The 13852-nt window shown below is 68.6% G+C and carries 12 protein-coding genes; 4 read left to right on the forward strand and 8 right to left on the reverse strand.

The features are described 5' to 3' along the window. Positions 1-16: 16 nt before the first annotated feature. Entirely contained in the window at positions 17-688 is a 672-nt protein-coding gene (locus ED92_RS14540; RefSeq protein ID WP_200882704.1) for a GntR family transcriptional regulator, read from the reverse strand. Between the two features lie 56 nt (positions 689-744). On the opposite strand from ED92_RS14540, the gene ED92_RS14545 reads away from it, so the two are divergent. Beyond that, positions 745-1758, forward strand: a complete 1014-nt coding sequence (locus ED92_RS14545) for a proline racemase family protein (protein WP_037340002.1) — start codon at positions 745-747, stop codon at positions 1756-1758. A gap of 12 nt (positions 1759-1770) precedes the next feature. Continuing rightward, positions 1771-2706, forward strand: coding sequence for an ornithine cyclodeaminase family protein (locus ED92_RS14550; protein WP_037338067.1), 936 nt, complete (start codon positions 1771-1773; stop codon positions 2704-2706). Here the strand turns inward: ED92_RS14550 and ED92_RS14555 are convergent. The 5 genes from ED92_RS14555 to ED92_RS14575 all read right to left on the reverse strand — a co-directional run bounded on the left by ED92_RS14555 (position 2685) and on the right by ED92_RS14575 (position 9100). Continuing rightward, positions 2685-3590, reverse strand: coding sequence for an SAM-dependent methyltransferase (locus tag ED92_RS14555; RefSeq protein WP_037340004.1), 906 nt, complete (start codon positions 3588-3590; stop codon positions 2685-2687). The two genes, ED92_RS14550 and ED92_RS14555, sit on opposite strands and share 22 nt — an antisense overlap. A 35-nt stretch (positions 3591-3625) precedes the next feature. Next, positions 3626-5251 (reverse strand): carboxylesterase/lipase family protein, encoded by a 1626-nt coding sequence (locus tag ED92_RS14560; RefSeq protein ID WP_037338069.1) that lies wholly within the window; start codon positions 5249-5251, stop codon positions 3626-3628. Between the two features lie 276 nt (positions 5252-5527). Next, positions 5528-7702, reverse strand: coding sequence for a xanthine dehydrogenase family protein molybdopterin-binding subunit (locus tag ED92_RS14565; RefSeq protein WP_037338071.1), 2175 nt, complete (start codon positions 7700-7702; stop codon positions 5528-5530). Then, positions 7699-8661 (reverse strand): xanthine dehydrogenase family protein subunit M, encoded by a 963-nt coding sequence (locus ED92_RS14570; protein ID WP_037338073.1) that lies wholly within the window; start codon positions 8659-8661, stop codon positions 7699-7701. The genes ED92_RS14565 and ED92_RS14570 overlap by 4 nt, the downstream gene beginning before the upstream one ends. Then, positions 8648-9100 (reverse strand): (2Fe-2S)-binding protein, encoded by a 453-nt coding sequence (locus tag ED92_RS14575; protein WP_037338075.1) that lies wholly within the window; start codon positions 9098-9100, stop codon positions 8648-8650. The genes ED92_RS14570 and ED92_RS14575 overlap by 14 nt, the downstream gene beginning before the upstream one ends. Positions 9101-9322: 222 nt before the next feature. Between ED92_RS14575 and ED92_RS14580 the strand changes: the two genes are divergently transcribed. After that, complete coding sequence (locus ED92_RS14580) at positions 9323-9898, forward strand: TetR/AcrR family transcriptional regulator (protein WP_037338078.1); 576 nt, start codon at positions 9323-9325, stop codon at positions 9896-9898. Positions 9899-9979: 81 nt separating this feature from the next. Here ED92_RS14580 and ED92_RS14585 read toward each other — a convergent pair whose 3' ends face one another. Next, a complete protein-coding gene (locus ED92_RS14585; RefSeq protein ID WP_037338082.1) occupies positions 9980-11719 on the reverse strand; it encodes a pyruvate dehydrogenase in 1740 nt (579 codons plus the stop codon). Between the two features lie 70 nt (positions 11720-11789). Beyond that, the gene (locus tag ED92_RS14590) at positions 11790-12380 is read right to left on the reverse strand and encodes a cysteine hydrolase family protein (protein ID WP_037338084.1); all 591 of its coding nucleotides are present in this window, start codon (positions 12378-12380) and stop codon (positions 11790-11792) included. A gap of 120 nt (positions 12381-12500) precedes the next feature. Between ED92_RS14590 and ED92_RS14595 the strand changes: the two genes are divergently transcribed. Next, positions 12501-13457 (forward strand): helix-turn-helix domain-containing protein, encoded by a 957-nt coding sequence (locus ED92_RS14595; RefSeq protein ID WP_037340006.1) that lies wholly within the window; start codon positions 12501-12503, stop codon positions 13455-13457. Positions 13458-13852: the final 395 nt, after the last annotated feature.

Here is a 13852-nt window from a genome sequence, read left to right on the forward strand (position 1 = left end):
CGCCACGTCCGAACGGCTACGGCTCGGCCGCCCAGATACCTCGGACATGCCCGATGTGACGACGCATCAGCGCCTCCGCACCGTCGGCGTCACGGGCCTCGACGAGGTCGACGAGTTCGGCATGCTCGCGTGCCGAGGCGACGAGCTGTCCACGTTCGGCCAGGACCTTGAGGCCGTAGATCCGTGATCGTGCTCGCAACGACCGGACGATTTCGACGAGGTGTTCGTTGCCGGCCAGTCCGAGTAGCGCGAGATGGAACTCCATGTCGAATCTGACGTGCCCGATCAGGTCCTGGTCGACGGAAGCGCGCTCGATCCCGGCCGCGAGCTCGCGGAGCCGCTTCAGTGCGCCGGCGTCGGCGCCCGTCTCGGCGATGCGGCGCACGGTGGGCACCTCGATCAGGGCACGCAGCTCGGTGAAGTCGTCGAGTTCGCGTTCGGATGGCTCGGTGACCCGGAAACCCTTGTTGCGCACGGTTTCCATGAGCCCTTCCTTGACGAGGTCGAGCATCGCCTCCCGCACCGGGGTCGCGGACACGCCGAACTGTGCGGCCAGCGTGGGCGCGGAGTAGACGACACCGGGTCGCATCTCACCGGAGATCACCGCACCGCGAAGGTTCTCGATGACCTCGTCGCGCAGGTTGCGACGACCACCGATCGACGACAGTCCTGTGACCGCACCCATCATCAGCCCCTCCACCAGGCGTTGGCTCAGTACAATGTCACATGTTACGTTCGTTCACCATGACGGACGACGGGATCGAGGCGGTCGATTACCACTGCGGTGGCGAACCGTTCAGGATCGTCACCACGACGGCGGGACCGGCCGGAGCGACGGTCGCGGAAAAGCGCGTCGCGGCCGCTGTCGATCCCGAGGTCGACGGTTTGCGGCAGTTGCTCTGCTCCGAGCCTCGCGGGCACGCCGACATGTACGGCGGTTTCATCGTCGCGCCGGACGATCCGGGCGCCCATTTCGGCGTTCTCTTCTGGCACAAGGACGGCTTCTCCACCGCCTGCGGCCACGGCACGATGTGCCTTGGCACCTGGGCGGTCCAGACCGGACTGGTGCCCGTCGATCCCAGCGGTGTCACCGACGTCGTGATCGACGTTCCGTCCGGACGGGTGACCGCACGGGTCTCCACGGACGGAACGAAGGTCACAGCGGTCGACTTCGTCAGCGTCGCCGGCTACCTGCTCCATGACGAGGTCGTCGTGGAAACCTCACGCGGCGCCGTCTCGGGCACGATCGCGTTCGGCGGCGCGATCTACGCCCACGTGCCGGCGGCGACCTTCGGCCTCTCCGTCGACAAGGCCTCGCTACCCGAATTGATCGCGCTGGGGCGGGAGATCAAGAACGAGATCAACGCGACCGCGTACGCCGAGCACCCGCTCGATCCGCGTCTCAGCGGCGTCTACGGCGTGATCTTCTTCGACGAACTCGGCGACGAGGACGGAGACGTCCGCCAGCGCAATGTGACCGTCTTCGCCGACGGGCAGGTGGACAGGTCGCCCTGCGGTTCGGGGACCGCCTCCCGCGTCGCGGCCCTGCATTCGTCAGGACGATTGGCGACGGACGGCACCCTCGTCCACTCGTCGATCGTCGGTTCGACGTGGTCCGCCCGGATCGCGGACACGACCGTGGTCGCCGGCCGGAACGCGGTGCTGCCCGTGGTGACCGGCCGCGCGTTCCGCACCGGTCATCACCGGTTCGTCGTGGATCCCGACGACGACCTGGTCCCGGGCTTCGTACTGCGCTGACAAGGAGGATTCGTGGACGTCGTGACCTTCGGCCCGGACGAGATCCGAGCCGCCGTGTCCATGCCCGCCGCCATCGACGCGGTCCGGAACGGGTTTCTCGCCCTGCGCCGCGGCGAATTCGAAATGCCGACGCGAACCGTGTTGCGCGACGGCGGATTTCTCGTGATGTCGGCGCACCACCGGCCGACCGCGTCGGCGATGATCAAGACCTTGAGCCTCGACTTCGACCGCGACCCGGCCATCGCCGGCACCGTCGTCTGGAGCGAATTCGGCCACAGCGGTCAGCTCGTCGCCGACGCCATCGAGGTGACCCGCATCCGCACCGGCGCCATCACCGGCGTCGCGACCGATCTGCTGGCCCCGCCCGAAGCGAGGACGTGCACTCTCATCGGCGCGGGCGGGCAGGCGGCCGACCAGGTCCGCGCCGTGCACGCCGTCCGGCCGCTGACCGAGCTCAGGATCGTCAGCCGCGGACTCGAACGCGCCGAAGCGCTCGGCAAGGCACTCGGTGCGGAGCTGGACATCAGCGCCGTCGCCCTCACCGACGCCGACGAGGCCGTTCGGGACGTGGACATCGTCTGCTGCGCGACGACGTCCACCACACCTCTGTTCTCCCTCGAATCACTGGCCGAACACGCCCACGTCAACGCCATCGGCGCGTACCGCCCCACCATGCGAGAACTATCCGACGAACTGCTCGCCGACGCGACCGTCGTCATCGACGAACGAGACGCGATCCTCGAGGAATCCGGCGAGATCATCCACGCCCTCGCGGCCGGGGCCATCACCGAGGACGACCTCATCGAACTGAGTACCGCGCTGACCGACGGAGTCGTGAAATCCGGGGGCCGCACGGTCTTCAAGTCCGTCGGCGTGGCCATGCAGGACTGGGCGATCGCCCGTCTTCTCGCTGACAGGCAGGCAATTCAGCGGATCCCGCTGACGTAGAGCATGTCCCCCATCCGCATGCCGTCGTCGGTCAACGCGGGCAGGCCGTTGACGGCGAACAGCTCCCGGATGCTGATGCCGGTCAGCGTCCAGCCGCGATCGGCCAGGTACGGACCGGCCTCGTTGCGCTCGCCGAAGTAACGCAGCCTCGCCATGTCGGTGTCGACGCTCTGCTCACGCCAGCGTTCGGACATGCGGTTCAGGCGTTCCTTCGTCTCCTCTTCCTCGCCCGGCCGGGGGTTGGGCCTGCTTTCGGTGGCCACGCGGCTTCCCGGAGCGCTGAGCTCGGTGATGCGGTCCAGCAGGTCGTCCTGCGCCTCGGGTGGCAGGTAACCCAGCAGGCCCTCGGCACTCCACGCCGTCGGCAGAGCGGGATCGAAACCGACGGCGCCCAAGGCAGCGGGCCAGTCGGCGCGGAGGTCGGCCGCGACCGCCCTCCGGTCGGCGGTGGGCTCCGCGCCCAGTTCGGCCAGCGTGCGTGTCTTGAACTCGATGACCTGTGGCTGGTCGAGTTCGTACACCACGGTCCCGGCAGGCCAGGGCAGCCGGTACGCCCGGGAATCCAGCCCCGAAGCCAGGATCACGACCTGCGCGATCCCGGCTTCGGTGGCGTCGAGGAAGAACTCGTCGTAGAACTTGGTGCGGACCTTGGCGACGTCGATCCACACCTGCTCGACGAGTTCGCCGGGGGCGGTTTCACCCGACGCGAGCCGGGTGAGGGAGTCGACGCCCACCGCCCGGACGAGGGGTTCGGCGAACGGATCGTCGATGAGCGAACGATCCGCGCGCGTGGCCATCGCCCGCGCCGTCGCGGCCATGGTCGCGGTCGTGCCGACGCTGGAAGCCAGATCCCAGCTGTCTCCGTCGTGCCTGGTGGACATGATCCTCCCCGTGGACTTTCCCGGATTATCGTTTCCGGTCAGCGTCCTTCGGCGAACGGGGTCAGCTTCTTCCAGAATCCGCAATGATGCTGACGCGGGATGTCGGTCGTGAGCCTGCTGTCCCCCGCGGCGTTGAGCGACATGACGACGGGATTCTCGCCGGTGTAGCGATCCCAGCGCGGAGTGCCGTCCACGGTCGGATCACCGGTGCGGGCGAATCCGGTCCACTGCGCGACGAGCTGGTCGGACAGAACCTGCTGATTCGGCGCGAGTTCGACACCGTCCGGGAACAGCAGGAGCCATTCGGCGATGTGGTAGGCGCCGTTCGGTTTGGTGGGATCGAGGAAGAACTGGGGCGGGACGTCCGTATCGTCCATCTGGTAGGCGAAGACCGGGAGGTGCCGGGCCAGCCGTTCGTTGTTGAGGATCGAAGGGCAGACCGAGTTGGAGTCGGCCACGATCGTCCGGAAGGCGAGGAACGGCGCGGGCGTGGGGAACCGGGTCAGCGGATAAAGGCGTTGGACCGCTGCGGCGTGCTTGCCGTATTGCTGGCGCACCAGGTTCTCGTAGTCGGCCGGAGTCGAGGCGGACGGCAACTGGGTCTCGTCTCGGGCGACGCCGTGCATCAGGGCGACGTCGTTGACGCGGCCGGTGGCGAAGGCCTCCCCCGGCGACATCGGCAAGGTCTTCCCGTCCACGATCGGCGCGACCGTCCCGTTGTCGGGGTTCCTCCCGTGATCCGCCTGCTTGAGCAACACCGCGGCAGGCGTCTTACGCAGGCAGGCGGCCGCTTCGGCGACGTCGCCGCAACCGACGGCGGCGGCGAACCGTGCCCCGGTGCGCTGAGCCTGCGCTTCGGTGGGCAGCTTCGCTTTGCAGTCCTGTGCCTGCCATATGGTGTCGACGCCGAGTAGCGAGTTGTACTCGCCGCTTTCGCTGATACCGCGCTGGAACAGCCCCGCCGAGGCGGGCGAGATCGTGTGGGCGCAGACGCTCGATCCGCCGGCGGAAGCACCGTAGATCGTCACGTTGCGCGGGTCTCCGCCGAACCGTGAGATGTTGCGCTGCACCCAGCGCAACGCGGCCTGCTGATCCTGCAGTCCGTAGTTCCCGGCCTGCGCGCCGAACGCCTCGTGGGCGAGGAATCCGAAGATCCCCAGCCGATAGTTGACCTCCACGCTGATGACGTTGCCCGCGGTCACCAGGCGGCTCGCGTCCTGCGGTTTCCACAGCAGGAACCCGCCTCCATGCAGTTGCACCATCACCGCGAGCGGACCGGGGCCGCGCTTGGCGGGTACCCGGACCGTCAGGTTGAGGCAGTCCTCGTCGTCCGAGCCCGGCCCCGCGCCTGCCGGTTGTGCGCACTGGTTTCCCTCGGTTGTCGCGACGAACGGCTCGGTCCACGGCGTGGGCCGCCGCGGCGGCTTCCAGCGCAATTCGCGGGTCGGCGGTGCGGCGTAACGGATTCCTTGCCACGACGTGACCGCGGCGCCGGCGACACCGCACACCGGGCCGTCATCGGTCGTCACCGTGGTACCCGGTGAACAGGCCGGTGCGGGTTGCCTCGCTTCGCGCAGATCGCCGGCCATGGACGCCGAGCCTGCCAACGGCGTCATCAGCACGACGGCCGCCACGACGGCGGCCACCTTTCTGTCGAGTCTCATCCGTCCTCCTTCACTCCCGCCCGGCACGAGGGGACGAACGGGAGATTCGCGATTCAACGAGTGGACATCCACAGACCGAACGAAACGGCCTACCGGCGCGGGCACGAACGGCGACTATGCCCGTGTCCCGATCTTTCCAGTCTGGCCATGCCCAAGACCGGCGCAACCACCGTTCGGTCGCGCCGGAATTGTCAAATCGCGGGAGGAAATGGTCTTTCGCCGAGAGATGGTGGGGAGGATTCGGGACGTTCAACGTCCCGAATCCTCCCCACCCTTCTAGGACTCGTCGAGGAGATCCTCGATCAGGATGGGGATGTGCCGCACCCGGATGCCGGTGGCGTTGTGGACGGCGTTCGCGACCGCCGCCGCCATCCCGACGGTGCCGATCTCGCCGAGGCCCTTCGCGCCGACCGAGTTGTGCAACGTGTCCGGGTACTCGACGAAGTGGACGTCGACCTCGGGGATGTCCGCGTTGACCGGGATCAGGTAGCTCGCGAAATCCCCGTTGGCGAAGCGCCCGTTCTCCTCGATCTCCAGCCCTTCGTGCAGAGCGGCCGAGACACCCCAGATCATGCCGCCCATGATCTGGCTCCGCGCCGCCTTCGGGTTGATGATCCGGCCGGCGTCGAACACCCCGAGCATGCGCGATACCCGGATCTCGCGCGTCCACTTGTGCACGCGGACTTCGCAGAACTGCGCGCCGAACGAGCTGAACGAATGCTTCGTCAGCTCCTCGCCGGGCGCCGAAGAACCGGTCACGGACAGCGCCGGCCGGTCCAGGGCCCGCAACAGCTCGCCGAAGGTCATCATCCGCTCCCCGGCCTGCACGCGACCGTCCGCGTAGGCGACCTCCATGCCTTCGAACGGCGCACCCGGGGCCGACGCCAGGGCCAGCAGTTCGTCGATCGCCTGGGCTGCGGCGACCATGATGGCCGTCCCGGCGCTCGCGGTCGCCGTCGAACCGCCGGACATACCCCCGGACGGCAGGCGCGAGTCACCGAGCCGCGCCTTGACCCGGTCCGGCGAGATGTCGAGCGACTCCCCGCCGACCAGGGAGAGCACGGTCAGCAGGCCCGTGCCCGGATCGGCCCCGCTGGTCGCGACGGTGGCCGTGTCGTCCGGCAGGAGGGTGAGCTCGACCGTGGCCGGGAACCGCAGCGCGGGGAACATGGCGGTGGCCGTGCCCATGCCCACGAGCCAGTCGCCGTCGGTCCGCCCTTCGGGTGCGCGGTCGGCCCAGCCGAACCGCTCCGCGCCGACCCGGAAGCATTCGTCGAGATGCTTGCTCGACCACTGCAGGTCCTTGCCGGGCGGAGCGGTCGAGTTGTTCCGCTGCCGCAGTTCGATCGGGTCCATGCGCAGCGCGACCGCGAGTTCGTCGATCGCGCTTTCCAGCGCGAAAGAACCGGGTGCTTCCCCCGGCGCCCGCATGAAGGTGGTCGGCGGGATGTTGAGCGGCACCATCTTCTGGCTGATGGCCAGGTTGCGGGTGGCGTACCACTCGCGCGAAGTGCCGTGCGAAGTCGGCTCGACGAACGACCGGTCCATGGGCGTGGTGCACCACGAGTCGTGCCGGAGCGCGTTGAGCGTGCCGTCGTGTTCCGCGCCGAGGGAGATCTTCTGCACCGTCGCGGCACGGCCCGCGGTCGCGGTGAAGACCTGTTCCCGGCTGAGCACGGCCTTCACCGGCTTGCCTAGTGCCTTCGCCGCGGCCGCGGCCAGGAACGCCGGAGTGGACGTGTGCCCCTTGCCGCCGAACGCACCGCCCACGAACGGGTTCACCGCGTGCACCTCGGACGGTTCCACGCCGAGCGCCATCGCCAGCTCCGCCGCCTGCAGATCGGAGGCCTGGTTGCCGCTGTGGATCGTGAGTCCGTCGGCACCCCAGACCGCGACCGCGGAATGCGGTTCCATGGCGGCATGGTTCTGCGTCGCGGTGGTGTATGTGGCCTCGACGACCACCGGGCTCTCCTCGAGCGCGTCCTCGATCGACTCGACTCCCTCGGCGAGGATCGCGAGCGACGAGGGGCCGCCCCTCCCGTCCGGTGCGTCTTCGGCCGAGGCGAGGCCGTCCTGCAGCGAAGTCAGGGCGGGCCGGGTCTGATAGGTGACCTCGACCAGCATCGCCGCGTCGCGTGCCTGCTCGTACGTCTCGGCGACCACGAAGCCGATCGGCTGGCCGTAGTAGGCGACTTCCTTGTCCTGCAAGGGAACCCACGTCTCACCCATGACCGGCGTCGCGGGCGTCTGCAACTGCAGCGGATCGAACGGCGTGTACACACCGAGCACCCCCGGAGCGCCCTTCGCCGCCGTGACGTCCATCGTGTCGATCTCGCCGTGGGCGATCGTGCTCAGTACGACGTAGCCGTGGACCAGCCCGGGAAAGGTGTGGTCCGCCCCGTATTCGGCCCGGCCGGTGACCTTCAGCGGCCCGTCCACCCTGCTGGTCATGAGCGGTTCCCTTCGGTCAGTTCGAGCAGCGCGCGGACGAGGGTCCGCCGCAGCAACGACGGCTTGAACGCGTTCGCGGCCAACGGGCGCGCGCCGTCGGCGGCCACCGATGCCGCCTCTTCGAAGGCGGCGACGGTCGCGGGCGCACCACGCAGGGCCTCCTCGACGGCGGGCAGCCGCCACGGCACGGTCGCCACACCGCCCGCCGCGACCCGGGCGTCGACGATGCGCGAGTCCTCGACCCGCAGCGCGACCGCCGCGGAACACAGCGCGAACTCGTAGGACTGCCTGTCACGCACCTTGACGTAGGTGGAGTTCGACGCCCAGTCCAGCCGGGGTACCACCACCTCGGCGATCAGCTCACCGGGCCGCAGATCGGTCTCGACCTCGGGGGTCTCACCGGGCTGCCGATAGAACGAGGCCAGATCGACGGTGCGGGTCCCGGCCTCGCTGACCAGTTGCAGCCGCGCGTCGAGCGCCACCAGGGCGACGGCGACGTCGCTGGCATGGGTCGCCACGCACGCATCGCTCGTGCCCAGCACGGCGTGCATCCGGTTGGCGCCCGAGATCGCCGGGCAGCCGCTGCCCGGCACCCGCCGGTTGCACGGCATGGCGACGTCACGGAAGTACGAGCAGCGGGTGCGCTGCATGAGGTTTCCGCCGATGCTGGCCATGTTCCGGATCTGCTGGGACGCGCTGAGCAGCAGCGCCCGGGAGATCACCGGGTACACCCCGGCGTGGCCGGCAATGTCGCTCATCCGCTCCAGCGCGCCGAAGCGCAGACCGTCGGTGGTGTCGATGCCGCGCAGCGGTACCGCGTTGATGTCCAGGACCTGTCGCGGTGTCAGGACGTTCAGCTTCATCAGGTCGACGAGGGTGGTGCCGCCCGCCAGAAAGGTGCCGGGCGAAGCGACCGCGTCTTCGACGGTCTCGGGCGCGAGCAGCTCAAAGGGACGCATCGGCCCTCCTCGCCTGCTCGACCGCCGCGATGATATTCGGGTACGCCGCGCACCGGCAGAGGTTGCCGGACATGAACTCGCGAACGTCCTCGACGTCCTGTTCGACGGCGGCGACCGCCGACATGATCTGCCCGGACGTGCAGAAGCCGCACTGCAGGGCGTCCTGGTCGACGAACGCCTGCTGGACCGGATGCAGACCGTCCTCAGTGGACAATGCTTCGACGGTGGTCACCGGCTGTTTCACGGTGGCGGCCAAGGTGAGACAGGACAGCACCGGCCGTCCGCCGACATGCACCGTGCAGGCGCCGCACTGCCCCCGGTCGCAACCCTTCTTCGGCCCGGTGACGGCGAGCCGCTCTCGCAGCGTGTCCAGCAGGGTCACCCCGGGATCGACACTCAGGTGTTCCGTCCTGCCATTGACTTCGAGTGAGATGTCCACTGAAACTCTTTCCGCAGATCGTCCTGGCCGCGGCCAGGACGGCGTAGGTTGAGGTGGTGGGAGTCCGTTCGTGAATCGAAACGGATATTCATCCGCTTCGATTTCAAGTTAGCGGATCGCGATCCACCCGGCAAGGTCGATGTCCACTCCTGGAGTCGCTCCAGGTTTCCCGCTTCCCTCGGCTACATTCACGGAGAACGGGATCGGTGGACAGGAGGGCAGATGACGACGGGCTCGGTCAATCCCCGGCGTGCGGACACCCGGCGCAACCACGAGCGCATCCTCGCCACCGCCGCGAAGTCGCTCGCCTGCTCCGGCGAGGTCTCGTTCAATGCCATCGCGAAGCAGGCCGAGGTCGGCGTCGGCACGGTGTACCGGCACTTCCCCACTCCGGAAGCCCTCATCCTCGCGGTGTACCGGCGCGAGGTGCGCCAGCTGGTCGAGATCGTGCCCAGCCTGCTCGAGAAGTACTCGCCGGAACAGGCTTTCCGAGTCTGGACGACCGATCACCTGGCGCACTACATGATGACCAAACGCGGCCTGGCCGACGCCTTGCGCGCCGCGGGAGCCTCACGCGGAGAGCTGCCGGCGGGCGCCTATCAGGACATGGTCCGGGCGGTCTCCACCTTGCTGCAGGCCAATGTCGAGGCGGGCACCGTCCGCGCGGATCTGAAACCCGAGACCATCCTGCGCGGCCTTGGCGGCCTGCTCTACCTCGACCCGAAGGGCGAATGGCGGAGCGACGTCGCGAGCCTGCTCGACCTGCTCTGGCGCGGAATGGGCACCGACCGAGCCTGACCATCCACAGTGGACGGATCCTCTGCCCGTGTTCTCGAGTCCGTGAACTGTCGTCGGCGAACCATCAGCCGGCGCAGCGGTCTACGGCCGCGGGATGTTGCGGAGGTTGGCCCGGGCGAGGTCGATCATCCGGCCGACCCCGCCTTCGAGCACGACCTTGCTCGCGGCCAAGGCGAATCCGCCGAGCTGACCGGCGGTGATGTGCGGCGGGACGGACAGCGCGTTCGCGTCCGTCACGACATCCACCAGCGCGGGGCCGTCGTGGCTCAAGGCTTCCTTGAGCGCCGCGCGCAGCCGGGTGGGGTCGGTCACCCGCTCGGCCCGCAGTCCCGCGCCACTGGCGATCGCGGCGAAGTCCACCGGGCGGTGATCGGTCTGGTAGTCGGGAAGGCCGTCCACCAGCATCTCCAGCTTCACCATGCCGAGCGAGGAGTTGTTGAACGTCACGATCTTGACCGGCAGGTCGTGCAGGGCCACGGTGAGCAGTTCGCCGAGCAGCATGCCCAGTCCCCCGTCGCCGGACATCGACACGACTTGGCGGCCCGGATAGGCGAACTGCGCGCCGATGGCGTGCGGCAGGGCGTTGGCCATGGTGCCGTGCAGGAACGACCCGATGACCCGGCGGCGCCCGTTGGGTGTGAGATACCGGGCGGCCCACACGTTGCACATACCGGTGTCGACGGTGAAGATCGCGTCGTCCGCGGCGAGTTCGTCGAGCAGGTCCGCGGCGAACTCCGGATGGATGGGCACGTGCCGTTCGACGTTGCGGGTGTAGGCGTCGACGACCTGTTCCAGCGTCTTGCAGTGGTCACGCAGCATCCGGTCCAGGAACGTGCGGTCGGACTTGCGCCGCAGGAGCGGCAGCACGGCCCGCAGGGTCTCCCGCACGTCGCCGTGCACCGCCAGCTCAAGCGGGGTACGACGGCCCAGGCGGGTCGCGTCGTGGTCGACCTGCACGGTCCGCGCCTGGGGAAGGAAGGAGTCGTAAGGGAAATCGGTGCCCAGCAGGACCAGCAGATCCGCGTCGTTCATGGCCCGGTAGCAGGCGCCGTAGCCGAGCAGACCGCTCATCCCGACGTCGAACGGATTGTCGTACTGGATCCACTCCTTGCCGCGCAGGCTGTGGCCTACCGGCGCCTGCACTGTCTCGGCCAGTTCCATCACCTCCGCGTGCGCGCCACGCACCCCGGCACCGGCGAACAAGGTGACGGTCTCGGCGTCGTTGATCAACTCGGCGAGCCGGGCCACTTGCGACTCGGGCGGCACGACCGTCCCGTGATCGGTGACCGGCGCCCCGTTCCCTGTGGGCGCGACGGCGTCGAGATGCGCGACGTCCCCAGGCAACACCAGCACCGACACCTCGCCGCGGGACAACGCGTGCTGCATGGCGATCCGCAGCACCCTCGGCATCTGGGCGGGCCTGCTGATCTGCTCGCAATAGCCACTGCAGTCCACGAACAGCCGTTCGGGATGGGTCTCCTGGAAGAACCCGGTCCCGATCTGACCGGACGGGATATGCGAGGCCAGCGCGAGAACCGGTGCTCCCGTGCGGTGCGCGTCGTAAAGTCCTTGCACCAGATGGGTGTTGCCGGGACCGCAGCTGCCGGCGCACACCGCGAGCCGTCCGGTCAGCTGGGCCTCGGCCGCCGCCGCGAACGCGCCCGCCTCCTCGTTGCGCACGTGCACCCATTCGATACCCGGTGTCCGGCGGATGGCGTCGACGATGGGGTTGAGGCTGTCTCCGACCACGCCGTAGATCCGCTCCACTCCGGCCTGGACCAGGACTTGGACGAACTGCTCGGCGACGTTGGGCTTGGCCATCAGGACCCCTTCGATGCTTCGGCGGCGGGAACACCTTCATGATCCACGCGCGAGCGCGACCTCGCAGGTCCTAGCCGAGCTCGGCCGTCGTGCCGACCACGACCGCGTAGAGATCACCGATCGTGGCGAGTGCCGCGCGGTGCAGTTCGGCGGCGGTCACCGGTCCGGCGACGGACGGGAGCGGGCGCGTGGCACAGGCGGCGGCCACCACGGTGGGGCTGTTCCCGCGCAGGAACGCGCCTTCCGCGGTGAACGTGACGCACATATGCGTCATGAACCCGGCCACGACGACGTCCTGATGTCCGGCGGCGTCGACCAGTTCCCCCAGCCGGGTTCCGACGAACGAGTTCGGCGCGGTCTTCACCACGACCTCCTCGCCCGGGGCGGGGGCGACCCGCTCGTGGATCCGGCCGATGTCCTGCTGGAGGTCGTACGGGCTGCCCTCGCCGCCGTCGTGCATGACGTGAATGACCGTCGCGCCCGCGGATCGGGCGCGCGCCAGCAACGTGGCCGCCTCGTCGAGCGCCGCTTCCCAGCCGTCGAGCTCCATCACGCCGCGCGTGTAGGTGTTCTGGTAGTCGACGAGGATCACCGTCGCGTCCGAGAGCGCGGCGGGGGTCGTCGGCAGGGTGCTGATTTCGCGGAGCGTGGTGCTGGTCATCGTGTTTCCTTTGCTTTCCGTCGGTACGGCTACCATCTTGGCTGACCCGATTCGACATCGAGATACGGAATCGGGTCAGTCATGGTCGAGATCGGCCGACGTCCGCGGCAAGAGGGATCGATGAGTGCTCCGAGGGTGGCCGTCCTGGCGTTCGAGGGGATCAGTCCGTTCCACCTCGCCGTCCCGTCGCTGGTGTGGGGCCCGGAATCCCCGGCGGGCGATATGGAACCGTGGCCGCTCACGGTCGTCGCCGCCGAGCCCGGCAGGCTCACCACGAGCGCCGGATACACGATCGACGTCTCGGCGGGGCTCGATGCCTTCGCGGACGCCGACATCGTCGTTGTACCGTGGTGGTCCGCCCCGGAAACCGCGACGCCCGCGCCCGTATCGACCGCGCTGCGAGACGCGCACGAACGCGGAGCCCTCGTCGTCGGACTCTGCCTGGGCGTCTTCGCCCTCGCGGACGCCGGCATCCTCGACGGCCGTGCCGCGACGACCCACTGGAAATGGATCGAGACGTTCCGCCGGCGCTTCCCATCGGTCGAGCTGCGCCCTGAGGAGTTGTATGTCGACGAGGGCGACGTCGTGACCGGCGCCGGTGCGACCGCCGGGATCGACACCTGCCTTCACCTGCTCGCCCGCACGGCGGGGCAGGTCGTGGCCAACCGCGTCGCCCGCCGGATCGTCGCGGCGCCGCACCGTCCCGGCGGCCAGGCCCAGTTCATCGAACTTCCCGTACCCGCCGCGGACGAGGATCCGCTCGCCGAGGTGATGAGCTGGGCGCGGGCCCATCTGGGCACGCAGCACAGCATCGACGGCCTCGCCGCCCGGGCGCATATGAGCCGCAGTACGTTCACCCGCTCGTTTCGCGCCCGCACCGGAACCACCGTCCACAACTGGCTTGTCGCGCAACGTCTCGCGCAGGCGCGGCACCTGCTCGAGACGACCTCGCTCGGCGTCGACGCCGTGGCCGCACAGTCCGGCTTCGGCACGTCCGCCCGGCTTCGCGAGCACTTCGCCACCGCGCTGGGCACGACGCCGACCCGCTACCGGGTCGAGTTCTCCGCCCCGCGCTGACCAGCCACGAGACGAGTGAGCAATCCTTTTCTCACGCACGCCGGGAAAGCGGAATCATTATTTCCGCAAAACCCGGCGACACCGACGAAAGGGTCATGTCCTACACTTCGCTTTTCACATCGATGAATAGCTCACCCCCGAGGGTGAGCTCAATCGAGTGCATTGCCCGGCGGAACTGGATCGAAGAAGCCGTTCCGGGGCAAGATGATCGGGCACGAGGACCGGCGCGACGGAGGACCATGTGGAGCTGTGCGGAACCCCCATCTTCGACTCTTTGGTCGAGGAGACACGGCGGACCCGGGACGGCGAGGACCATTCCGAATCGAATGGACAGCACGCCGATTCCGACAACGAAAACAAATGACGGTCGCAGTGTGGCCGTGAATAATAGAAAT

Source organism: Amycolatopsis sp. MJM2582 (genome assembly GCF_000754115.1).
Taxonomy (GTDB): Bacteria; Actinomycetota; Actinomycetes; order Mycobacteriales; family Pseudonocardiaceae; genus Amycolatopsis; species Amycolatopsis japonica.